This window comes from Desulfosarcina sp. (assembly GCF_046496365.1).
Lineage (GTDB): Bacteria > Desulfobacterota > Desulfobacteria > Desulfobacterales > Desulfosarcinaceae > Desulfosarcina.
The window spans coordinates 98362-120804 of sequence record NZ_JAWOHB010000116.1 but is presented as its reverse complement, the minus strand read 5'-3'; the positions used below and the strand labels follow the sequence as shown (position 1 = coordinate 120804).

General features: G+C 57.5%; 18 protein-coding genes. 4 read left to right on the top strand and 14 right to left on the bottom strand.

Annotation, left to right across the window (positions count from 1 at the left end; translation table 11 throughout):
- Positions 1–46: 46 nt before the first annotated feature.
- Complete coding sequence (locus tag R6V78_RS10355; protein WP_410289281.1) at positions 47–1183, bottom strand: MmgE/PrpD family protein; 1137 nt, start codon at positions 1181–1183, stop codon at positions 47–49.
- Complete coding sequence (locus R6V78_RS10350) at positions 1183–2634, bottom strand: trimethylamine methyltransferase family protein (RefSeq protein WP_410289280.1); 1452 nt, start codon at positions 2632–2634, stop codon at positions 1183–1185. Before R6V78_RS10350 ends, R6V78_RS10355 begins: the two co-directional genes overlap by 1 nt.
- A 336-nt stretch (positions 2635–2970) precedes the next feature.
- On the opposite strand from R6V78_RS10350, the gene R6V78_RS10345 reads away from it, so the two are divergent.
- A complete protein-coding gene (locus R6V78_RS10345) occupies positions 2971–3864 on the top strand; it encodes a MurR/RpiR family transcriptional regulator (RefSeq protein WP_410289279.1) in 894 nt (297 codons plus the stop codon).
- A 38-nt stretch (positions 3865–3902) separates the two neighbouring features.
- On the opposite strand, the gene R6V78_RS10340 is transcribed toward R6V78_RS10345, so the two are convergent.
- The 9 genes from R6V78_RS10340 to R6V78_RS10300 form a co-directional block, all read right to left on the bottom strand.
- Positions 3903–4664 carry a lactate utilization protein C gene (locus R6V78_RS10340; RefSeq protein ID WP_410289278.1) on the bottom strand — a complete coding sequence of 254 codons (762 nt, stop codon included), beginning with the start codon at positions 4662–4664 and terminating at the stop codon, positions 3903–3905.
- Positions 4661–6115 carry a LutB/LldF family L-lactate oxidation iron-sulfur protein gene (locus tag R6V78_RS10335; protein ID WP_410289277.1) on the bottom strand — a complete coding sequence of 485 codons (1455 nt, stop codon included), beginning with the start codon at positions 6113–6115 and terminating at the stop codon, positions 4661–4663. Before R6V78_RS10335 ends, R6V78_RS10340 begins: the two co-directional genes overlap by 4 nt.
- Positions 6106–6801 carry an ABC transporter ATP-binding protein gene (locus R6V78_RS10330; protein ID WP_410289276.1) on the bottom strand — a complete coding sequence of 232 codons (696 nt, stop codon included), beginning with the start codon at positions 6799–6801 and terminating at the stop codon, positions 6106–6108. Before R6V78_RS10330 ends, R6V78_RS10335 begins: the two co-directional genes overlap by 10 nt.
- Entirely contained in the window at positions 6789–7538 is a 750-nt protein-coding gene (locus R6V78_RS10325; RefSeq protein ID WP_410289275.1) for an ABC transporter ATP-binding protein, read from the bottom strand. Before R6V78_RS10325 ends, R6V78_RS10330 begins: the two co-directional genes overlap by 13 nt.
- On the bottom strand, positions 7539–8486 hold the full coding sequence (locus R6V78_RS10320; protein ID WP_410289274.1) for a branched-chain amino acid ABC transporter permease: 948 nt from the start codon (positions 8484–8486) through the stop codon (positions 7539–7541). It abuts the gene before it with no gap.
- Positions 8487–8498: 12 nt separating this feature from the next.
- Positions 8499–9395: a branched-chain amino acid ABC transporter permease gene (locus tag R6V78_RS10315; protein ID WP_410289273.1), complete on the bottom strand. Its 897-nt coding sequence runs from the start codon at positions 9393–9395 to the stop codon at positions 8499–8501.
- An 88-nt stretch (positions 9396–9483) separates the two neighbouring features.
- Entirely contained in the window at positions 9484–10707 is a 1224-nt protein-coding gene (locus R6V78_RS10310) for an ABC transporter substrate-binding protein (protein WP_410289272.1), read from the bottom strand.
- 196 nt (positions 10708–10903) lie between these two features.
- Positions 10904–12148: a trans-sulfuration enzyme family protein gene (locus R6V78_RS10305; protein WP_410289271.1), complete on the bottom strand. Its 1245-nt coding sequence runs from the start codon at positions 12146–12148 to the stop codon at positions 10904–10906.
- A 79-nt stretch (positions 12149–12227) separates the two neighbouring features.
- The gene (locus R6V78_RS10300; protein WP_410289270.1) at positions 12228–13679 is read right to left on the bottom strand and encodes a trimethylamine methyltransferase family protein; all 1452 of its coding nucleotides are present in this window, start codon (positions 13677–13679) and stop codon (positions 12228–12230) included.
- Between the two features lie 178 nt (positions 13680–13857).
- Between R6V78_RS10300 and R6V78_RS10295 the strand changes: the two genes are divergently transcribed.
- Positions 13858–14541, top strand: coding sequence for a GntR family transcriptional regulator (locus tag R6V78_RS10295; protein ID WP_410289269.1), 684 nt, complete (start codon positions 13858–13860; stop codon positions 14539–14541).
- Complete coding sequence (locus tag R6V78_RS10290) at positions 14529–15389, top strand: hypothetical protein (RefSeq protein WP_410289268.1); 861 nt, start codon at positions 14529–14531, stop codon at positions 15387–15389. The genes R6V78_RS10295 and R6V78_RS10290 overlap by 13 nt, the downstream gene beginning before the upstream one ends.
- 105 nt (positions 15390–15494) lie before the next feature.
- Here the strand turns inward: R6V78_RS10290 and R6V78_RS10285 are convergent, their stop codons facing one another.
- From R6V78_RS10285 to R6V78_RS10275, 3 genes are read right to left on the bottom strand one after another with little or no spacing between them, the layout of a single operon-like run.
- A complete protein-coding gene (locus R6V78_RS10285; RefSeq protein ID WP_410289267.1) occupies positions 15495–16964 on the bottom strand; it encodes a trimethylamine methyltransferase family protein in 1470 nt (489 codons plus the stop codon).
- Positions 16965–17016: 52 nt separating this feature from the next.
- Entirely contained in the window at positions 17017–18453 is a 1437-nt protein-coding gene (locus R6V78_RS10280) for a trimethylamine methyltransferase family protein (protein ID WP_410289266.1), read from the bottom strand.
- A 50-nt stretch (positions 18454–18503) separates the two neighbouring features.
- Positions 18504–20378, bottom strand: a complete 1875-nt coding sequence (locus R6V78_RS10275) for an aldehyde ferredoxin oxidoreductase family protein (RefSeq protein ID WP_410289265.1) — start codon at positions 20376–20378, stop codon at positions 18504–18506.
- 335 nt (positions 20379–20713) lie between these two features.
- On the opposite strand from R6V78_RS10275, the gene R6V78_RS10270 reads away from it, so the two are divergent.
- Positions 20714–22354, top strand: coding sequence for an ABC transporter substrate-binding protein (locus R6V78_RS10270; protein WP_410289264.1), 1641 nt, complete (start codon positions 20714–20716; stop codon positions 22352–22354).
- Positions 22355–22443: the final 89 nt, after the last annotated feature.

Sequence of the window (22443 nt, the reverse complement as noted above, 5' to 3'; positions counted from 1 at the left end):
CCTTATTTTGGCGTTGATAATCGATAGTTGCAGATTGTTTGAACAATCAGGCAGCCACCGCCCGGCACCCATCGATGATGGGATCGATTGATGCCCAGCGCTGCGCCGACCAGATTTTTTTGATCAATGCGTTGGCTCTCACTTTACCAAGGATCGGGTTGGTCAGCCAGAGGAATTTGGCCTCCAGCACACTATCCGAGGGCAGACTGTCCGGCGGCTCCCACAGGGCTTCGATACGGCCGGAACGGAATACCGCACCCATTTTGGTTTCAATGATCACCTCACTCGGGGCCTTGGCCGGGAACTCGGCTTCAAACGCCGGATCCACTTCAGTTGAAACCCGGTCTATCAGATCGAGCAGAACGGGATCATGCAGCCGCGGAGGCAGGACCTGGCCGGGCCCCACCTCTCCGTCCAGCAGTGCCGCGGCAACCGGGAAGGCCAAGCTGTACTGGGCCTCCTCCGTGTTGCAGGGATGCCCGTGGGACAGGCGGGTGGCCGCCTCAAAAGTGCGCACCCGGATACGCCGGATCTGTTCCGGTTTCAGGTTGGATTCCCGGGCGACTTTCAGCGCACCGGCCACCGCAGGTTGCCCCCAGCGACAGGCAGCGTATGGCTTGAAATAGAGATTGAGGATCTCCCACTGCTGACCGAGGTTTTCCACCCAGGCCCGGTCCGGCGCATCGTCGAACAGCGGACGGATACCGGTGAACCCGCCCCGGGCCATGAGGGCCGACAGCACCGCCACCATGCAGCCCCAGCCGATGCTGTCCTTACCCATGGCGGGGGTGTCGATACCTTTCATCATGGGGGCGATGGGGGCATGGTATTCGGCAGCTCCCATGGCATGGAAAAGCTGCTCCCCGGTGAGGCCGATCAACCTCCCGGCGGCCGCTGCACCGGCAATAGCCCCCCAGCTTCCGGACGAATGATACGCCGCATAGGTGGCATGGCGGATCACTCCGGCACGAATACCCAGTTCGTAGGCGATTACCAGGGCAGTCAAAAACTCCGGACCGCTGGATGAGCCGGCCAGTTCGGCTGCGGCCAGGACAGGCGGCAGGGCGCAGGCGCCGGGGTGTCCCTTGACGTTGCGGTAGCCGTCGTCGATGTCCAGGGCATTGCCGAAAAAGCCGTTGGCCAGGGCGGCACCGGCGGCTGATACCCGCTGGCCGGTCACCATTACAGCAGGATGCTGAATGTCTCCCGCAGGACTTGATCGATATCGGTTGGGATGTAAGATTTCTCTTCAGCTGCAAGAATCTTGCTGGCGATTTTTTTTGCCCGCTCACGGGTGTCCATTGAGCCGCCTTGTTCCCACTGGTGGCGGCTTTTGCTATCGGTCACCCCATTTCCCTGAAAGTACTCACTGCGCATATATTTCATGGTGTGGGGTGACATCATGAAGTTTCCCGCCGGGCCCACCGTGTCGATGACCTCCAGGGCCAGGTGGTCGGCGTCCACCGCGATCCCCTTGAGCACCTTGCAGGTCATTCCGATGATCTCGTCGTCGATGACGAACTGCTCGGGAGCCACCGTGAGCATGGACTCCAGCATGCCGGCGCTGTGGTGCATGTAGTTGGAGCCGCCCATGGCGCCCAGCAGGATGGTCATGGCCTTCTCCCAGCCGGCCTGGGCATCGGGCAGTTTGGCATCGGTCAACCCGGCGGAGTTATAGTTGGGTATATTGATGAATGCGGCCATCTGGTGGATCGCCGCATTCATCATGCCGCACTCCACGCCGCCGCCCAGGTAGCCCATGGTGGCCATGTTGGCCATGCCCGGAATACCCCCGTAGAGCAGCGGCGCACCGGGCCGGGTCAGCTGGCAGATGGTGATGCCCACCAGCTGTTCGGCATGCAACTGGGCCAGGGTGCCGGCCATGGTCATGGGGCTGGTGGAGCCGGACATGGGCGCTGAGGACAGGGCCACGGGAATGCCCCGGCGATTGCATGCCTGCATGATGCGTGTGGACTGGGTGCACAGCTTCAGCGGTGAGATGGCAAAGGAAGTGATAATCGAAATAAAGGGCTTGGCCTGCAGCTGTTGCTTGCCGCCGGCCAGCAAGGCGGCCATGTCGATGATGCGATCCAGCCCCGCCTCGTCGTTGACGCCGCTCATGACATGCTTGCCGGTGGCTTTGAGGCAGGCATAAAACATGTTCACGTCGTAGTCCGCCTCAGGGATGTCCGTGGGGATGCAGGGGCGCAGGAAAAAATGAATGTGATCGAGCCGGTCCACCAGCCGCCCAAGGTCGTAAAGGTCCTTGAGGGTTGACGACCGCGGCAGGCCGGTTTCCAGGTCGAGGATTTTGACAGCGGCGCCGCCGGTGCCCAGATGCACCTTGTCTTCGGTCAGGTCCAGATCATTTTTTCCGTCGCGCGCGAACAGGATCACCTGCGAAGGTGCTTTGGCAATTTCTTCGAGGATCAGTTCACGGGAAAATCGAATCCGTTTGATCTCCCGGTCAACCCCGGCACCCGCGCTGGCAAGCATATCTACCGTTTCGCCCAAACCGGATTCATAGGCGATACCGGTTTTTTCGAGAATGGTCAGTGATGCGTTGTGGATGGTTTCGATGCCTGCGGGCGACAAGGGTTTGTAAATGCCGCCGCTGAGACCCTTCGCGTTCATTTCTCATCTCCTAAAATGAATGTTGTTTGTTTGATTCAAATGATTGATTATCTTTCATATGAAATAATCAAAGTCAATTAAAAAAATTCCATTCAGCCCGATCTTTCAATTACCCTGCCAAAATAAAAGCAAAGACCTGTTTTGGATATATAAAAACCAAAATTAAAACAGTATATTAAGCGCTTTTCAGGGTGTTTTTAATTTTCTTATTGCGCTTTCGAGTTTGTCTGTGATTTGATGTTGAAAATAGTCATATGAAAGAAACACCGGCTTAAAGGTTGTGAAGGGTTTTATTACTTTGAATGTTTTTCATTCTTCCGAAAGTGGAGGTGCTCGGTGACAAGGTCGAAACTGCACCCCTTAATTGAGAAAATTTCCGAAAGCATTGAGGGGCTCACGCCCAAAGGACGTATTCTTGGGGAGTACATCACATCCCAGCCGCGCAAGGCGGTGTTCATGACCACCAAGGAGCTGGCCGAAGCCTGCGAGGTGAGCGAGGCCACTGTGGTACGATTCGTTTCCGGCATCGGCTACGACCGCTACAGCGATTTTCAACAAGCCCTGCGGGATTTCGTGGACACGGAACTGACCCTGTTGGATCGGTTGGACATCGCGGACATGAAGGCACCCGGCGCTGTCCGATTCCGGAGAACGGTTGCCGAGGAGATCGACAACCTCCAACAGCTTTACAACTCGCTTGACGTCGAGATCATGGAAGCGGTGGTAGACGTTCTAAACCGGCGGGTGCCGATTTACGTCATCGGCTCGCGGCTCTCCTATACCCTGGCCTACTATATGGGCTGGGCAATGACCAAGGTGCGCGGAAACATCCGCATTATGAAGGGCAGCGATCGCACCACCATCGACTGGCTGACCATCGCGCCGACTGACAGCGTCACGGTAATCGTGGCCACTTCCCGCTACCCCAACGAGCTGATTCGCCTGGGCAAGCTGGTCAAACGCCTGGGCCAGACCCTGGTGGTGATCACCGACAGCGCCACCTGCCCGGTGCTTCAATTCGCCGATCACCACCTGATCGCCGCCTCCAAACACATCCCCTATCTAGGCAGCCCGACGCCCATGTCCTGCCTGATCAACTACCTGGTCCACGAGCTGGCCTCCCGGCAGGGCGAGGCCTTGAAAACGCATCAGGCCAAACTGGAGCAATCCTACTGGGAAAACGATGTGCTGTTCAACATGAAGGATCTGGACGACAGGACGCCGGAGTGAACTTCGGGTTGTGGTCATTCGGCGAAGCGTTTACGGGTTCAACCGGTCAGAACGAAAATGTACAGTTCCCGCGGCCCGTGGGCGCCATGGACGAGCGTGGCCTCGATATCCGCCGTCTTACTGGGGCCGGTAATAAAGGTCATGCAGTGAGTGATACCTTCGGTTTGCTCACTTGGGTTCCATCTCAGCAGTGTGTACAACTCATTGAGGTTTGAGATAATCTGTTCCAGCCGAATAACCGCGATATGGATGGACGGCAGCAGTGAGACGCAGCGAGGCTGACCGGGGCGGGTTTTCATGGTGAGGGTCGCCGTTTCGGCAATACAGAAGTCGGCCGAAGTGATGCCGATGAAGGCATCTTCAGCGTGTTTACGAAAGGCCGCCTGCCGGTCGACCGTGCCGGGTTCGACATCCTGGAAATAAACGGGTATGTTTAAGGGTCGAAGGCGGTCAGTCAGTGCCAGACGTTTTACAAGCGGATGATCCCAGGCAACCACCGACTTGCGGTCGCCCCATTCAGCGCTTTTCTGGGCAGCAAGCTTAAGGATCGAGGCATCGGCCGAGGCGGTGTCCTTTGCGGCAATGACGCCCACATTCACCAATTTGCCGTTTTCGACGAGCCGCTCAAGCAGGGCCAGATGAGCGCGTGTGTCCCGATCGGCGATTTTTTGAAGAAGTCTGGAATCGTCCGCATTCGGTGCATCTGGGATGATAGCTTCCAGTGACCGCTCACCGGAGTCTTTGCGGTTCAGCGCCTTTCGGACAGCTGCTATGAATTCAACCCGCCCGGATGACCTCATTTCATTCGCCTGCGTGCACTTTCGTTCCTAAATCGTTGGACGAAACTGTGGCCTGAAAGCCGTCTCACATCGCGGCTCTGAGTCCATCCCCGGCCTGAAAAGGGAAGGCGGTTGATCATATTATGCGGTCCAGGCAGAAATTTCTGACCGATATAGGCGCATTTGAGAAATATATCGAAAAGTAGCCGGCTGCGTATCAGGTAGGACCAGGCCGTGAATGCAGCCTGTTCTGTCCTGCTTTTAATGCCAACCGCCCAGGAAATATCCCCTTCGGCCAGTTTTGAACGCAGCAGAAGCAGCATGCGGGGGATATTGATATTAACCGGGCAGGCAGGCATACAGGCGCCGCACAAAGACTCTCCCAGGCAAAGATCAGCAGCCTGGTTGATACCCTTGAGAAGTGGGTTGACCACAGCACCAACCGGACCTGAATAGGCAGATCCATAGGCATGCCCGCCGATCTTCCCATATACCGGACACACGTTGAGGCAGGCCCCGCAGCGGATGCAGCAGAGCATCTCCCTGAAATCCGGATCCGCCAGGATTCGACTGCGGCCGTTGTCAACGATGATCAGATGAAACGCTTCAGGACCGTCTGCCCATCCCTTTTCTGCGGGCCCTCCGATGTAGCTCACATATCCCGCCATTTGCTGTGCCGCCGCGCCGATGGACAGGAGCCTAAAGAGGATTGCATGGTCTTTGAGGTCGGCAACGATTCTTTCCATGCCCATGAACGCCACATGAACGCGTGGCAGGGTCGTGGCCATCCTGATGTTGCCTTCATTGGAAACAGTGGTGATATGCCCGGTCTGGGCACATGCGAGATTGCATCCCGAAATCCCCATATCCGCTTTAAGAAACTTTCTACGCAGGGCCTGCCTGGCAGCCAGTGTCAACGTGGGAGGGTCGTCCGTGTAGGGGATGCCCAGTTTATCCCTGAAAAGACGTCCGACCGCCTCCCGGGACTTGTGAATGGCCGGAGCAATAATATGAGAAGGTGTTTCGCCGGCAAGCTGTACGATGTATTCTCCCAGATCGGTTTCCACCGTTTCAATACCGGCTGCCTGCAGAGCAGGGTTGAGCCCGATCTCCTCGGTAAGCATCGATTTGCCTTTGACTGCCAGAGAAACGTGATGGGTGCGGGCAATCTCGATGCAGACGTTTACGGCGGTTTGGCCGTCTGGGGCAAAATGGACGTGGCCCCCGTTTGCCTCTATTTTGTCAGCCAGGGATTCCAGCAGGATATCGAGATTTTCAATCGATTGCATCCTGATATCATGGGCCTTGAGCCTGAGTTCAGGGCCTTCCGGAAGCCGGCGGTATCCCTCGGCCGCTCCCCGGCCAAGACGCAGTTGAAGGTTGGCCAAGGCCTGTTGAAGGACCGGATCGTTGATCGCCGCCTGCGCGCTGATCGAGTAGGGGGAGGGTTTCCGCGTAGTTATCAGACGCATAAATATTTGTTACGCACCGCTTCGTTGTGGCTCAGGTCGTCACGGGTGCCGTGATACCGGATGGCCCCGTTGTCGATCACATACCCCCGGTCGCTCAAGCGCAGGGCAACCTCCAGATTCTGTTCCGCCAGAAGAACGGTGAGCCCGCTCTCCTTCAGGCGGGCGATCTGTTCTTCGAGCATGTTCACGATCAGGGGCGCCAGGCCTTCGGTGGGTTCGTCGAGCAAAAGAAACTCAGGGTTGGTCATCAGCGCTCGCGCAATGGTGAGCATTTGCTGTTCCCCGCCGCTGAGAAATCCGGCCCGCCGCCCATCGATCTTCCCCAGTGCCGGGAAAAAATCATACACCCGGTCCTTGTTCCATCCGCCTTCATCAACATTTCGCGCAGATATCTCAAGATTCTCGCCGACGGTCAAGTCGGCGAAGACCCGCCGGTCATCGGGGACGAAACCAATGCCCATGCGCGCCATCAGATACGGTTTCTGACCGGTACAGACCCTGCCTTTAAATTCGATGCTGCCCCGTTTGGGGGGCGTCAACCCCATGATGCTTTTCATGGTGGTGCTTTTGCCGGCGCCGTTGCGACCCAGCAGGCAGACGATTTCACCGCGGCCCACTTCAAGGGAAACCCCGAAAAGAATATGGCTCAGGCGGTAGTAGGTATGGATCTTTTCTACACGGAGCATTCGTCTGCCCCCCCCAGATAGGCCTCTCGCACCTGCGGGTTGTTGCGCACTTCGGCAGGCGGCGCCTGGATGATCGTTCGGCCATGCTGCATGACCATGATCTGATGGGCAATGGAGAACACCATGCCCATGTCATGTTCGCAAAAGAGGATCGTCAGCCCCAGTTCGCCGGACAGCCGTTGCATCAGACGGAGCGTCACTGCGGTCTCTTCTGGCGACATGCCGGCGGTGGGCTCGTCGAGGATAAGTAGTTCGGGCCGGTTGCCGAGGGCAATGGCGATCTCAAGGACTTTCTGATCGCCGTGGGACAGTGCTCCGGCGATCATGGCGGCTTTTTCGAGCAAACCGACGCTGTCGAGTATTTGCCGGGTTTCAGCGACCGCCATGGTTTTGGCCGGCCTGAAAATATTAAACGTTTTACGGCGGCGGGACAGCACAGCCACCTGGACGTTCTCAAACAGGGTCAAGCGGTTGAAAATGTTAACCACCTGGTAGGATCGGCTGATGCCCTTGCGGCAAATCCGATGGGGTGCCAGGCCGGCGATATTCTCTTCCTTGAACCAGATGGCGCCGCCGGTCGGTGGAATCTGGCCGGTGATCATGTTGAACAAGGTGGTCTTGCCTGCGCCGTTGGGCCCGATCACGGCCACCACATCCCCACGCGAGACATTGAGCACGGCCCCGTTGACAGCCAAAAATCCATCGAAGGATTTCTTGAGGGATTCGACCCGGAGCATTTAGCTCTCCTTTCTGCTGGTTGGACCGGCACGGTGAAGCAACAGGCCCAGCACACCTTCCGGCAGGAAAAAGATGAGCAGCATTAAAACAACGCCCAGAATCAGGGTCCAGTATTCCGTGTAGATCCCTGCGAACGTCCGCAGACAAATGATGATGGCGGCACCCAGCACCGGACCCAGAAAGATAAACCAGCCGCCCAGCAGGCACATGATCAGGATCTCCAGGGAAAGGGTCCAGAACATCAGTTCCGGAAACACGGAGCCTTCAACGGTCACAAAGAGGGTGCCGGCCACGCCCGCGAAAAAGGCGGCGATGACCTGGCCCACCAGTTGTTGCTGCTGGACATTGACACCCACGGCCTGGCAGCGTTCGGGGTTGTCGCGGATGCCCTGAAAAGTCCGCCCGAAGGGCGAATTGACGATCATGTACATCACCATCAAGCAAGCCACGGCTATAATCAGGTTGCAATAGTAGGCGCCAGTGGAGGAAGCGACCAGGTCGGGCAAAGGGATCCCGTGGATACCGTCGTCGCCGCCGGTGAAGGTATACCAGCGGTAGGTGATGGCCCACACCAGGGAACCGAGCGAAATCTGCAGCATTCCGAAATAGAGCCGGTTCAAGCGAACAGTGATCAGTCCCATCACCAGGCCAAGTGCAGCGGAACAGAAAGGTGCGAACACATAGCCCATCCACGGGGGTAGACCCGACTTGATGACAAAAAGGGCAAAGGCATATGCACCCACCCCATAAAAAACCGCGTGGTGAAACTGGTACATACCGCCATAGCCAAGCACCATGTTGAGGCTGGTCGCCAGGAGCGCAATCGCGAAAATCAGGGCGCAAAGGTAGACGTAAAAGCGCGGCAGGAACTGGGGCAGCATGAGAAGCAGCGCCAGCAGGATCACACCGATAATGGTTGTCTTTACACCGAACAGAGCATTAAACAAGATACACACTGCCTACCAAGTTGATTTGAGCAGCCCTTGCGGGCGAAAAAGCAGTACAATGATCACGGCCACGTAGGGAAAGACGATGGCAAACTGAGGCCAGATCAGGATCCCGATCGAATCGGTCAAGCCGAAAATCAGCGCTCCGAGCAGCGCCCCCCAGATATTGCCGAGCCCACCGATGATGACAATCAGAAAAGCCTCGATGATGATGGCGTGATCCATGCCCTGGGTAATGTTCTGGGTGGGGGCCACCAGCGCGCCACCCAGGCCCGCAAGATAGCAGCCGATCACAAAGACTGCCGCAAACACCCGGCTGACATTGATGCCGATGGCACCGACCATCTCCCGGTCGACGGCAGCCGCACGCGCGATTTTTCCGATTTTGGTGCGGTTGGTCAGAAACCACAGGCCGGCTGCCACGAGCGGACCGACAATCAGCAAAAACAGGTTGTAGCGTGGAAACGGCAAACCGGAGATTGCAAACGAGCCCTGCAGAATCGGCGGCGCGATCAGGCTGCGGTAGTCCGAGCCCCAGATCAACTTTACCAGATCACCGATCACGAGCGAAAAGGCGAACGTAAACAACAAAAGCATCATGTGTTCACGCTCGTAGAGGTGGCAGAACAACCCCCGTTCAACCAGGAAGCTCAACAGGGCAACCACCAGGGGGGCGACCAGCAGGGCCAGCCAGAAACCCAGGGTGCTCTGACTGAACAGCGTGGCCACGCTGTACGTCACAAAAGCACCGGTCATATACAGCGACCCGTGAGCGACATTGGGGATCCGCAGGACACCGAGCACCAGGCTCAGGCCGGAAGCCACGATAAACAGGATCGTGGTCCGGCTCAGACCGACCAGTACCTGCTGCACCAGTGCGGCCAAGGTGATGTTCGCGGCCAATTCCATTGGGCTACCATGCCATGCGGATGCTGAGGGGACGGGAGAGGAGGCTTCCGGGCCCACGCGCGTTAAGGATTAGCACAAGACCAGGCTGCTATTGGTTTCTGGCCTTTTTGATCTCCTCGATCGTGGGCATGACATCTTCACCCGCAATGGTGACGATATCCGAGGCGATCAGGTAATCGTAGCCCGCCACCTTTTTGGTCACGCCCATGAACATGGGCAACATGGCCTGATGATCGTAGGCGCGCATGGTCACCTTGCCGATCGGGCTGTCGACGGTCATTCCCTCCACGTTGTCGATAAACTTTTCCGTGTCGATGGCCCCGGTTTTTTCATAGGCGCCGAAGATGTATTTCGCTGCCAGCAGGCCATAGACGGCGCCAACTGCGGGCTTACGCTGGTAGGCTTTTTCGAAATTATCTACAAATTCCTTGTTGGCCGGCGTTTCCGGATAATAATAAAAATAGTTGGATGTTCCGATGACCCCTTCCGGCGCCTCGAGGCCCAGCGGCTTCAAGGTGGAGAGTTCGGTGGCCGTGTGCATGAAAAACGGAACCCGCTCGTTGAATCCGGTGGCTTTGGCCGCTTTTAGAAAGGGGACGCAGTCACGGCCGCCGGTGGCGATGATGACGGCATCTGGTTGGGCGGAAAGGATCGCGGTAATATAGGGCGTGAAATCGGGCTCACCCACCTTCCACCAGGTCTGGCCGAGCAGTTCGACGCCGGGTTTCATCTGTTGCAGGTTGTTCCACACGCTGTCTGCGATGCTGTGGCCATACTCGTAATCATCACCGGCGATCCAGTACTTCATGTAGGGTTTCTGGGCCAGGCCGACGGCTGCGGCTTTCCCGGCCAGGGCGGTATTTTCCGTTATCGAGAAAACATAGCGGTGCCCCTTTTCCCCGGTAATTTTATCGCTTTTAGAGAAAGTTGCAAAAAATGGCACCTCTTCTTTCCTGCACATATCGGATATGGCCAGGGCCAGCGCACTGTTGATCGTTCCCATGAGAACATCGACATTCTCACGGTAGATCAACTCCTTGGCTGCAGCCAGGCCGATATCTACCTTGAATTTGCTGTCCCGGGTGAGAACTTCGACCTGGCGGCCCACTATCCCGCCGCCGGCGTTGATCTTTTCAGCCTCCATCTTGAAAGCATCACGCACATCATTGGTGTAGGTGCTGGCCGGCCCCGTATAGCAGTCTACGATACCGATCTTGAGCGTTTTTTCGGCGTGAGCTACAGGCGCAACCACAAAAAAACATGCCATGACCATGATTGAAAGACAGACATTGAAAACGGAAAGCTTTTTCATAATCCCCTCCTCGTTGAGTTGTCGGCCGCTTGCTGCATCCTGTATCGATTCGTGTTTTATGTGGTTGTCATGTAAGCAGCCAAATTGACTGTGTTAAATGGTATACTTGAATATGGGAGCCAGCCGGCACCGCGGCCGATTGCATGCCAACATCACGGCTACTATGACCGATTCAAGGTGTCAAGACCAAACCCGACTACATCTTGGCCAACGCCTGCTCAAGATCGACGATGATGTCCTCCGGGTTTTCCAGTCCCACCGAAAAACGGATCAGGCCATCGTCGATGCCGGCGGCCTTGCGCTCGCCGGCGGACATGTGCTCGTGGGTGATGGTGGGCGGATGCATGCAGATGGACCGGCTGGTACCGAAAGTCACCGCGTGGACCACCCGTTTGAAGCTGTTCATAACCGTGGCCGCTCCCTGCATACCCCCGGGCGCCACGAAAGAGAGTAGTCCTCCGTGACCGGACATCTGGCGGCAGGCCAGGGCGTGCTGGGGATGGTCCTCCAGGCCCGAGTAGTTGACCCGCTCCACCTTGGGGTGGGCGTGCAGGTAGCGGGCCACGGCCAGAGCGTTGGCGCTGTGCCGCTGCATGCGCATGGGCAAGGTCTCCACATACTGAAGGGCCATCCAGGCCTCCATGGGCTGCATGATGGCCCCAACGAACTCAGTGGTATTCCAGCGGATGTCCTCCACCAGGGGCTCCGGTCCCACCAAGGCGCCGCCGAGAATGGTGGCGTTGCCGGCCATGAATTTCGAAATGGAGAGCAACACCATGTCCGCCCCCAGGTCCATAGGCCGCTGCAGGGCGGCGGTGGCGGTGGTGTTGTCCACCATCAAGGGCACACCCCGGCTGTGGGCAACCGCCGCCACCGCCCGGATGTCGGTAATGAACAGGCAAGGGTTGCTGGGCGTTTCCACCCACACCAGCTTGGTCTTTTCATCGATCTTCTCATCCCAGCTGGCCGCATCGGCGGGATCCCGCACAAATCTGAATTGAACGTTGCAGCGTTCTGGAAAAATCGTGACCGCCTGTTTGTATCCCTCGCCGAACACATTGAGCGACGTGACCACATTGTCCCCGGGACGGGCAATGGTGAAGATCAGATTGAAAAGGGCCTGGGACCCGGAACCCGCCGTCAAACAAGCCTCACCCCCTTCCAGGGAAGCGAGGCGCTGCTCCAGCACCGTGTTGGTAGGGGTGCGGGTACGGCCGTAAACCGGGCAGGGTATCTTATCGAACGTTTCATATGGGAAGGTGATGGACTGAACCAACGGCGGCACGAAAGATCTAAAATCGTTCTGGCTGTGCATGGGGTCGAATCCAACATGCAGGCACCGGGTTTCGAAGCCCTCGACGGCCTCTTCACGGGCTGCAAGGGTTGCCGCACGGTCGTATTTCCAAGGTTCCCTGAGGAAAAAATGCTTATCGTCGGACATGGTTGTTACTCCTGTATCAAGTCAATGAGGCGGCCATGCTCAATTGGGTTTGCTATTTGCCATAGGCCAGAAGATTTTTTTATTTTTTGCCATCGATCCACGCCTGCTCCCGTTTCACGATCGCCTTGATCTTCTTCTGAACATTTTCGGGCAGCCCTTGGACGGTATGCGTCGCCAGAATCCGATCGACTTCCCGGGCCGCCTTGTCCTCCAAGGTCAGACGGCCGTTTTTCTCCCACAGGGAGTATGGCCCCTTGTCGAACAGCTTGGAGTAGAACGGCTCCTTGTAGTGGCGCATGGTATGGGGATGCTGCAGGAAACTCCCCGTGGGGCCTACGTCGTCGATTGCATCCAGAGCCAGCGTCTCGTCATCGACAACCACCCCGCGAGTGGCCGCCCGCAGGAATCCGATGGTCTCGTTGGCCATCACCTGCAGCTGCAGGGAGCCCTGAAGGCCCGAGTCCATAAATCCCACGTCATGAACGATGTTGGCGCCGTGGAGAAGCGCGGTCATGAGACTGATGGTACATTCCATGCCGGCCTGGTGGTCCAGCACCTTGGCATCGGTGGAGCCGCCCAGGCCGAACACAGGCAGGTCGTAATATTTGCCCATGCTGGTAGGAACGCCCTGTTCGTCGGCCAATACGTAGTTGCCAACCATGGTTTTGAGGTTATAGGGCCCGCCATTCCAACCCGGTACGGCGATCGGTGCGCCTGCATGGACCAGCTGCGAGAGCACCACACCCAAAAGGATGCCGGCGTTCATGGAAGCCATACATCCGGCTGTGGTCGACGGTGCGTTGACCCCGCCGGCATTCAGGGGGATCCACAACTGAGGCAAGCCCTTTTGCGCCAGATAGATGCACTTTTGCAATGCTTCCTCGTTGGCCACCAGACCGGAGGTCACATTGATGTAACAGGTGGCAAAAGGATGACGCCGAAAGGCCTCGGGTCCGCCGGCAACGGCCTCGCACATCTCCACAGCTGCCACGCAGCCCTCGTAATCCGGAGAGACGAACACGATGGGCTTGGTCGTATGGTTGAGCATCACTTCCATCTGGTACCGGTCATAGATGCGCTGGTCCACATCCTTGGGCAGGAACAGAGACATCACGAAATCGATCTCGGGCAGAAAATCCATCACCGTGGCCGCGGCCACCACATCGTCAAGCACCGGCGCCCGGCGTTCACCCGAGCGGTGGTCTAGTGCGGTCAGACAGTCCGATCCGCCGCCATAATACGTGTTGTGCCCCCAAGCGCGAATGGCGGTGTTTTTGTTGCGGTCGTACAAGGTCAGGCGCCGGGGCGCCAGGGCCAGGGCCCGGGTGACCATGTGTTCGGGGATGCGGATGCGGATGCCGTCGGCCGAAGCACCGCCGGCCACCAGGATCCGGCGGGCATTCTCATCATGAACATCCACGCCGGTCCGCTCCAGAATCTCCAGCGTACCAATGTGGATGCGATCGCATTCCTGATGGCCCAATCGGGAATAGTGGGCGCTGGTCATACGGCTTTCATGGGTAGGAATCATTTTACACCTCATTTTGATATATCAATTCATTTATAAAAATGTATCAATTGTTATGTTAACGCCATCCGAAAGTCAATTTTATTGTTGCACCTATTCTCATTACTGATATTAAAATAGACATTTCCAATATGATTGCTGCCAATAACTTGGAGCATACACCCTTAAACAGGAGCCGTTGATGCCTCAAAAAAAAACGCGGACATCCAAAAACCAGATTTACGACACCTTGAGGAGTGAAATTATCCTGGGGCACCGTAAACCCGGCGAGCGGATGGCCGTCGAAGACCTCAAGGCCCGCTTCGGCACCAGCGTGACCCCCGTGCGCGACGCCTTGCAGATGCTCAACCAGGAAGGGCTGGTGACCATCAAACCGCGCTCGGGGTATTTTATCACCCAGATCACCCTGAAAGAGCTGCGGGACATGCTGGAACTGCGCGAAATTCTGGAGGTGGCCGCCGTGGAACGGGCCGCCGTGGCCATCACCGGGGATCAGTTGGCAGCCCTTGAACATGTGCATGCCGGTTACACCGGAGACGACGACCAGGCCTACACGCGCTACACCGATGAAAATCGACGCTTTCACTACCTCCTGGCCCAGGCATCCGGGAACCAGGAACTGGCCATGGCCCTGCGGGGCCTCCACGACCGTCTGGCCCGTTTCATGGTAATCCGCAAGGCAGGCGAGAAGTTGGAAGATATCCACGCAGTGCTGATCGACCGTTTAGCAGCCCATGATGTGACCGGGGCCAGGCAAGCCATTCTGGATGAGGTTCGCAGCAGTCGATTGGCCATCATGGATCGGATAATACAGAAAGAGGCGGCCTACTGGCATGTGGGTACGGGGGGAGAATGGCAACGCTGAATGAAAAAGACCCCATGCAAAATGCCATCGGTGCAGGGCGGCATGTGCTTGGCCCAAGGATGATGAGCAACCGCATCGTCGCGATGATCGCAACGACGGTTGAAGCGGCCAACCGGCAGGCGCGGACAATCCCCGCGTGGAAAGTACCCATTGTTGGATTTGCCGATGCCGACGATCCACTGTTCGCCGAATTGAAAAAAGCAGTCCGCACAACCCATGGCCTTCCCGAAGACCTTCTGCCCGGCGCCTGCAGCGTGATCGCCTATTTTTTGCCATTCGACAAGGCCATTTGCCGGTCCAACCATCGTGGCACGGTCAGTTCCGAGGCATGGGCCGTTGCGTATATCGAGACCAACCGGCTGATCACCGAAATCAATGCACGAATCAACAGGCTTCTTGAACAGGAGGGTTTTCGGGGCACCCGTCTTCCCGCCACCCATAATTTTGACAAAGCGCAGCTCATGAGCGACTGGTCCCACAAACATGTGGCCTATATTGCCGGCATCGGCAGTTTCGGGCACCACCAAATGCTCATCACTGAGAAGGGGTGTTGCGGGCGGCTGGGAAGCGTGGTCACCAATGCCGTCATCGCGCCCACGCCGAGAACCGAAGGAGAGCGCTGCCTCTTTAAATTCAACGGTTCCTGCCGCCAATGCGAAAAGCGCTGCCCGGCCGAGGCCCTCGGTGATAACCCCTTCCGCCGTCACGCCTGCTATGAGCGGCTTCTGGAAAACGCCCGCCTGCACGAACGCCACGGGCTGGCCGATGTCTGCGGAAAGTGCGCCGCCATCGTGCCTTGCTCCTTCATCAATCCAGTAAAACCGCTATCCCAGAAACCGAAGGCATAAACACGCCACAAACGATGATCGAATACTGCAATTGGGTCTATCCAGATACACGACCGCAGCGACATGCTCCCCGGTTGAATCCCGAAGCCAATCGGTACTTTGCAATCACCGTTTTTCCAGCCGGGCCAGAATCTCCTTCTCACCCTCCCTTTTCAGCCGGTTCAACTCATCGACGACCTTGCCGTCCAGCGATTCGGGCTGGTGGGTCTCTACGATCCTGCGTACCTCCTTGCGGACGCGATCTTCCATGGTGGGCTGACCGGCCGCCTGCCAGGCGGCGATGGGTTGTCGGTTCAACAAGCTAGCCTGCCACAATTCTTTACGCAGATGGGTGACCGTATGGCGCTGGGCCAGGAAATTCCCCCCGGGACCCACGGCGTCAATGACATCGCGGGCCAACGTGTCTGCATCCACGATGATTCCCTCGACGAAACGCTTGGTCATGCCGATGATCTCATTGCCCATGACCAGCTGCTCGCAGGAGCAGGCCATACCGCTGGCCATGTAACCCACGTCGTGAATCAGGTTCAGGCCCGCCAGGGCCTGGCTGAATATGGAAAATGTACTTTCAATGCCCGCCTGGGCATCCAGGCGCTTGGCGTCGGTGGCACCGGCCAGGCCCCACGTGGGCAGACCGAATGACTGGGCCACCTGGGCCTGGGCCGCCAATCCCAGACTCCCCTCGGGTGCACCGAATGCCATCAGGGCGGTAGCCATGTCCAATATGCCGACATTGCCGCTCATGCAGACCGGGCAGCCAGGGTTGCGCAGCTGGGCCAGGATGATATGGATCAAGGACTCGGCGGTGATCTGCACCACGGTGCCGGCCAGGGTCATGGGTGATGTGGCCCCGGGCTGGGCTGTGGCACCGGGAATCTGGGGCATGAACCGGTCGGCAGCAATAAAGATCCTGTCAACAACCTCCTGGGGGAAGACAAATGGCGCGATCGCCTCCGGGTAAAGCAGGACAAAGGGCCTTTCTCTCAGCCGATCCATTCCTCCGACCACAGCCGCCGCCATCTCAAAAACATATTCGCAGCCCGTGGGGGTGTAACCGATAAACACCATCGGTTTGGTCGTGTTGACGGCCACCGCTTCAAACTCGTACAGATCGGCCACCGTTCCATGGACGTCCTGGGAAGAACCCATGGGCATGACAAAGTCGATGTTGGGCAGGGCGTCGGCCACTCGGGCACCGATGGCGATATCCTGGACGCGGGTTGCATGGTATTCGCCGGTAAGGGCGTCCTTGGTGTTGGGACTAGCCGTGGAAGTGCTGTAGTGGCTTTTGCGGCCTTCCACTTCCATGGCCCTTCGGCCGCAGCGATCATAGATGGTCCATCCTTTGGGGACCGTTGCCAGACAGCCTTCAACGATGTAGCGGGGAATTTTTACCCGTTCATCACTGACCTGCGCACCCGCACCGGCCAGCATCTTGCGGGCCCCTGCATGCAGGCATTTGAACCCCGATTTTTCAATCACTTCAAAGGCCGCCTGGCGAATCTCCCAGATCTGGTCGTCGGTCAGCACGCGCATAGCAACACTGCAGGATCGGATCCGTGATGTCTGAATCACCGTTTACCTCCATCAAATCAAAAGATTACATGAATGCAGAATCAAAATGCCCCTAGTTAAAACTGCTGACCACCGCCTCGACGGCAGCGGCGATCTGCTCATCCATGGGTTTTACCGTGTGGGTGTTAAGAATCTCCTTCAGCCGCTCATGGGCGCGGTCCAGCAGGCTGGTTCTCCCTTCCGCCGACCAGCTTTGGTGGCCGCTCCGGCAGATCAGTCGGGGCCGCCACTGCGTGCGTCGAAGGTGCTTGAGGGTGTGGGGATGGGTAAGGAACTGGCCCTGCCGTCCACCCTGGCCAATGACCGCCACAGCCAGTTGGTCTTCGTCGACCTCGATCCCTTTTTGTATCCGGCGGACCTGGTCGATCACCTCGTCCATGATCACGATCATCTCCAGACTGCCGGTCAGGCCGAAGTCCAGATACCCCACGTCGTGGTTCAGGTTGGACCCGGCGGCAGTGGACATGTATGTGAGCAGCCCGGCCTCATATGTGGCCTGCCCGTCGGGAATCTGGGCATCGCTGGTGCCGGCGTATCCCCAGTTGGGAATATCGAAGTAGTGGCTCATCTCCACCATGCCCATATAAGCCATGAGATATTCGGGTGCGTTGTAGGAGCACTGGCTGGTGGCCATATCCAGCACAGCGGCGCCCATGCCCATGAGAAAGGGGGCTCCCGGTGCGGTCAGCTGGTGGACAACCAGGCCAAAAAAACATTCGGCCAGTCCCTGAACCACGTGGCCGGCGACGGTCATGGGTGCGGTGGAACCGGCAATGGGAGCCGGGGAGTAAATAACCGGCATGCCCGTTTGCGCACAGAAGACCAGCTTGTCGATGCTCTTAAACGGGTGTTTTAAAGGGCTGATCGGCTCATCATACTGGATCCAGTAGGGCTTTTCACGCAGCTGGGATTCGCCGTCCCTGAGAATTTTGGAAATTTCCCACATGACCGCCAGGTCGCCCCGGCTGTCGGCCGTATTGACGATGGGCTTGACGGAGTTGGCCGCCATGGCGGCAAAGCTTTCCACATAAGCCCGCTGCGCCGCCACATCGTGCGGATGGGCAAAAGACATGATAAAATCGATATTGGGCAGCGCATCACAGACCCTGGCAGCCCGGACGATGTGCTCCAGTCGCGTGTGTGTCCGCCCCAGGGTCTTGCCGTCCACGTGGTACATGAGATCGGAGCCGGTGCCGAAATAGGCCCGCCGTCCCCCCAGGTCCATCACATGCTGGCCCTCCCGGTTGAACATGGGGATGTTGGAAGGTGCACTGTTGACCGCATTTTCCACCAGCGCGGCTGGAATGGTGATCAACCCGTCCTTATCCTGGCGGCAGCCCGCTGCCTTGAGCAATTTCAAAGCCCCATCATGCTGCAGGGTCATGCCGGTGTGTTCCAGCACCTGAAGGGCCGCATGGTAGATTTTTTGTTTGTCGGTTTCCGACAGAAAGGAGAGCGTGGGAGAGAAGGCATTGGGTTCCTGGTGCATGGTCAATTTTCCTTTTCGGTTGGCTGCAGGGGTTCTGCCGCCTGAATGGTTCAAAATACGGCCACAAGAGGTTCGACTCCCAGTGCTGAAAAGGTTTCCTTCGTGGGGCGCCCTTTTTCGTCCCAGCCCATGGCCGCATAAAATTCGAGCAGCATCTGCGTCATGACCGTCGGCGTCAGCACCGTACCACCATCGAGAAAAAACATGTCGGGAAGGCGATCTTCATCCATATCCGGGGCATGTTTGAGATTGAACAGGCGCTCCATGGCCGCGATTCGGTCGCCAATCTGAAAGAGATCATCGCTGTAAAGGGACAGCCCGGTAATCGACGAAGCGAGCGCCGCTTCGTTTTCCAGGTCGAAGGCGCCCAGAAGCGACAGTGTGGGAACTTTGCAAAGCCCCAGACTATCGACAATGATGTTCACCAGAACAGCCCGGCGAACCAGCCGTCCCTTTCCAGATGGTCTTTGTCTGTCCACCGAGTCGGGGGATCCGAATGCAGCGGCACCCTTTTCCGCCGGCCAGCGGTGCTCCAGGGAGGCATACACATTGTTGTAGTCGCCTCCGCGACTGGATACGGCATAACCCAGAGCGGAACCTAAAATGGCCGCCGGATGGTATGCGGTCAGTTCCAGCCCTTTGACGTGGGCGGCAAATTTTTCGGCATCTCTGCCGATGGTTGCGGCAGCACGCTTGACCCCTTGGGCCAGGATTTTACCCAAACCCTTGCCAGCCGCCATCTGGCGGATGAGTGTTGCCATGGCCGATGCGTCGCCCCAGGCCAGCGCCATACCATCCGTGTCAGCCAGGGTGAGGATGCCACGGTCAAAAAGGTCCATGGCAAAGGCGATGGCCGTGGACGCCGAGGTGGAGTCCAACCCCAGACGGGTGCACAGGTTGTCCAGGAAGACAATGGCCTGCAGATCACCCAGCCCGCACTTTGCGCCCAGGTTGATCATGGGTTCGAATTCCGGCCGGGTGGCGGTTTGGCCCTTCATAGGGCCGTCCTTGAATTTGAGATCAGCCTTGCACTGCACCGGACAACGGTAGCAGCCTGATGAACGCACCTTGTCTTTGAGCAGCCGGCGGCCATCCACCCGATCCGCCATCTCAAAACGGTATTGCCGGTAGTTGCGCGTGCCCATGACACCCATGTCGTCGGCCCACTTGATGAAGCCGGCACCGCCGAAGCGAGCGAAGGTATCGTAATCCACGGATGCCTTGATCTGCTTGACATAGTCGTTGACCACGCCGCCAATGAGGTGGCGTCGATCGTCGAATGGCTTGAATGCCCCTTTTTCGATGACCACCGCCTTGAGGTGCTTGGCACCCATAACCGCTCCGAGACCGGTCCGGCCGGCCGCATGGTCCCTGCCGGCGACAATGCAGGCAAACCGTGCACCGGACTCACCGGCGGTGCCGATGGACAGAATCTGAAGGTTTCCACCTGCCAGATCCCCCGCCATGCGGGCCTGGGTTTCAATGGCATCCAGTCCCCAATAGGCCGCGGCATCTCTGATTTCAACCTTGCCCTCGGAAATATACAGGTAGACCGGCGTTGAAGACCGTCCCCGGACCACCAGACTCAGGATACCGGTTGAACGCAGCCAGGCGCCGGCATAGCCGCCCACATTGGAACTGCCGATCAAACCGGTAAGCGGCGACAGGGCATTGAGGTGCAGCCGTGAAGCGGTGGGCGCACGGGTACCGGTGAGCAGACCACAGGAAAAGAGAAGCATGTTACCCGGCCCCAGGGGGTCGGTACCTGTCGGCAGATGCGCTGACAGGTAGCCCACATTAAAGCCTCTGCCGCCCAGAAACCGGCCGACAACCGCATCGGAGAGCGGCCGGCGGGTGCAGGCGGCTTCATCCAGATTTACTTCCAGCAGGTCACCGAATCGATTGGGCGGGTTGCTGTGCCCCATTTATTCCATCACCTTAGCAGCGGGTTTTTCAACCGTCGTCTCGTCCGTTTTTTTTATGTCCAGCAAGCTAAAAATTAACGCCTGCCGTGGCCTGTATATACAGCATACAGGCCCTATAATTAATGGGCAATGATAAAGTCAAGACAATTTAACCTCGACATTTTTGATTAGATATGCAATGAAATCAAAATAATTCCAGCCGGCAAACCCCTGTCCATCGGGTGCGTGGCGTCTATTTCTAATGAAAACCGCAATTCCCGAATATGCGCTGAACAAACGTTTCAGGTCGTCACTGAATATTTATCCCGTGTATTACCATCATCCAAGGAGGAGACATGAAAGAGAAGATGCATTCGGCAGTCAAGGAACTTAGCAGCGATTTCCAGAAAGGCAGAATGACCCGCAGGGAATTTATCCGCTTTACCACCCTCCTGGGCGTTTCCGCCGCCGCCGCCGCCCAAATGGCAGGATTGGCCTTTCCAGGGAAGGTCCTGGCCGGTTCGGTCAAACGGGGCGGCACACTGAAGGTGGCCGCACCGGTGCATAAGGTTACTCACCCGGCCCAGTTTTCCTGGATCTCACCCACCAATCAGATGCGTCAGGTCGCCGAGTATCTGACCTATACAGACGGCGACAACATCACCCATCCCTACCTGCTGGAAAACTGGCAGGCCAGTGATGACCTCAAGACCTGGACCCTGAACCTGCGCCAAGGGATCAAGCACAATAACGGAGACGCCTTCAATGCCGACGACGTGGTTTTTACCTTCACCCAGTGGTTGAACAAGGATGTGGGCTCTTCCATGAAAGGCATGCTCAGCTACCTGGACGCCAGCGGAATTGAAAAAGTGTCCGACCACCAGGTCAGGCTACACCTGAAGAATCCGGAAATCGCGGTGCCCGAGCACCTGTTTCACTATCCGGCCATGGTGCTCAACCACCGCACATTTGAAGGGGATTTCATCAAGGCACCTCACGGCACCGGCCCCTACACCATCGAAAGCTACGTGGAAGGCGAACGATGTGTGCTTAAACGGCGCAACGATTACTGGAAAAAAGGTGCCGACGGCAACTCCCTGCCCTACTTGGACAAGATTTTGTTTGTCGATATGGGCACTGAAATGGGCCCCATGATTTCCGCCATCCAGGCTGGCGAGATCGATCTGCTGGATTTCAGCGATATCGGCGGCACCGAGGCGTATCAAGCCCTGAAAGATGATGCCAGGGTCAATGTACTGGCTGCCACCACCAATCAGACCCGCATCCTCAGAATGCGGGTGGATCTGAAGCCGTGGGACGATAACCGGGTGCGCTCGGCGCTGAAACTGTGCCAGCATCGTGAAAAAATCCTCGCCCTGGCCTACTTCGGGCAGGGAATGGAAGGCCAGGATGTCCACGTAAGCCCCAAGCATCCGGAATACTGTCCCATCGAAACACCCAAGTACGATCCCATGAAAGCCAAACAACTGCTCACGGAAGCCGGATACCCCAACGGGCTGGATGTCAATCTGGCCGTGGGCAGCGGCTGGAGCGAAATTGTGCGCTACGCTGAAATTCTAAAACAGGATGCCGCCCCAGCTGGTTTTCGGGTCAACATCCAACCCATGCCCAACAGCCAATACTGGGAAAAATGGACCGAAGTGGATCTGGGTATCACCACCTGGGCCCATCGCCCGGTCGGCACCATGGTACCCAGCCTGGCCTATGTGGGTGACGAAAACGGAAAGCCGGTGGCCTGGAACGAAACCCGCTGGGTGGACAAGGAATACTCCGAGCTGCTGACCCAGGCCAACGGCACCCTGGATGTGGAAGCCCGCCGCAAGATCTTCTGCAAGTTGGAAAAGATCCAGCAGGAGCGCGGCTCCATCGGCAATGCCTTCTGGATCAACGTCTGGACGATTTCCAGAAAACCGGTCCAGGCTGTCAAAGCCCATCCCAGCCTCTACCTGAAACTGGACGAGGTCTGGATGAGCTAGCCAGTAACGGTTCGACAACTCGCTATGAAAAACGGCGGGGAGAGCGACCCTTTGCTGTCCCCGCCCGAATTCGCCACTGGTTTTTCTCA

Excerpts from the sequence above, each read along its gene's own strand:
- R6V78_RS10355 (WP_410289281.1), bottom strand. The coding sequence starts at position 1,183 with ATGGTGACCGGCCAGCGGGTATCAGCCGCCGGTGCCGCCCTGGCCAAC.
- R6V78_RS10350 (WP_410289280.1), bottom strand. The coding sequence starts at position 2,634 with ATGAACGCGAAGGGTCTCAGCGGCGGCATTTACAAACCCTTGTCGCCC.
- R6V78_RS10340 (WP_410289278.1), bottom strand. The coding sequence starts at position 4,664 with ATGAGGTCATCCGGGCGGGTTGAATTCATAGCAGCTGTCCGAAAGGCG.
- R6V78_RS10335 (WP_410289277.1), bottom strand. The coding sequence starts at position 6,115 with ATGCGTCTGATAACTACGCGGAAACCCTCCCCCTACTCGATCAGCGCG.
- R6V78_RS10330 (WP_410289276.1), bottom strand. The coding sequence starts at position 6,801 with ATGCTCCGTGTAGAAAAGATCCATACCTACTACCGCCTGAGCCATATT.
- R6V78_RS10325 (WP_410289275.1), bottom strand. The coding sequence starts at position 7,538 with ATGCTCCGGGTCGAATCCCTCAAGAAATCCTTCGATGGATTTTTGGCT.
- R6V78_RS10315 (WP_410289273.1), bottom strand. The coding sequence starts at position 9,395 with ATGGAATTGGCCGCGAACATCACCTTGGCCGCACTGGTGCAGCAGGTA.
- R6V78_RS10310 (WP_410289272.1), bottom strand. The coding sequence starts at position 10,707 with ATGAAAAAGCTTTCCGTTTTCAATGTCTGTCTTTCAATCATGGTCATG.
- R6V78_RS10305 (WP_410289271.1), bottom strand. The coding sequence starts at position 12,148 with ATGTCCGACGATAAGCATTTTTTCCTCAGGGAACCTTGGAAATACGAC.
- R6V78_RS10300 (WP_410289270.1), bottom strand. The coding sequence starts at position 13,679 with ATGATTCCTACCCATGAAAGCCGTATGACCAGCGCCCACTATTCCCGA.
- R6V78_RS10295 (WP_410289269.1), top strand. The coding sequence starts at position 13,858 with ATGCCTCAAAAAAAAACGCGGACATCCAAAAACCAGATTTACGACACC.
- R6V78_RS10290 (WP_410289268.1), top strand. The coding sequence starts at position 14,529 with ATGGCAACGCTGAATGAAAAAGACCCCATGCAAAATGCCATCGGTGCA.
- R6V78_RS10280 (WP_410289266.1), bottom strand. The coding sequence starts at position 18,453 with ATGCACCAGGAACCCAATGCCTTCTCTCCCACGCTCTCCTTTCTGTCG.
- R6V78_RS10275 (WP_410289265.1), bottom strand. The coding sequence starts at position 20,378 with ATGGGGCACAGCAACCCGCCCAATCGATTCGGTGACCTGCTGGAAGTA.
- R6V78_RS10270 (WP_410289264.1), top strand. The coding sequence starts at position 20,714 with ATGAAAGAGAAGATGCATTCGGCAGTCAAGGAACTTAGCAGCGATTTC.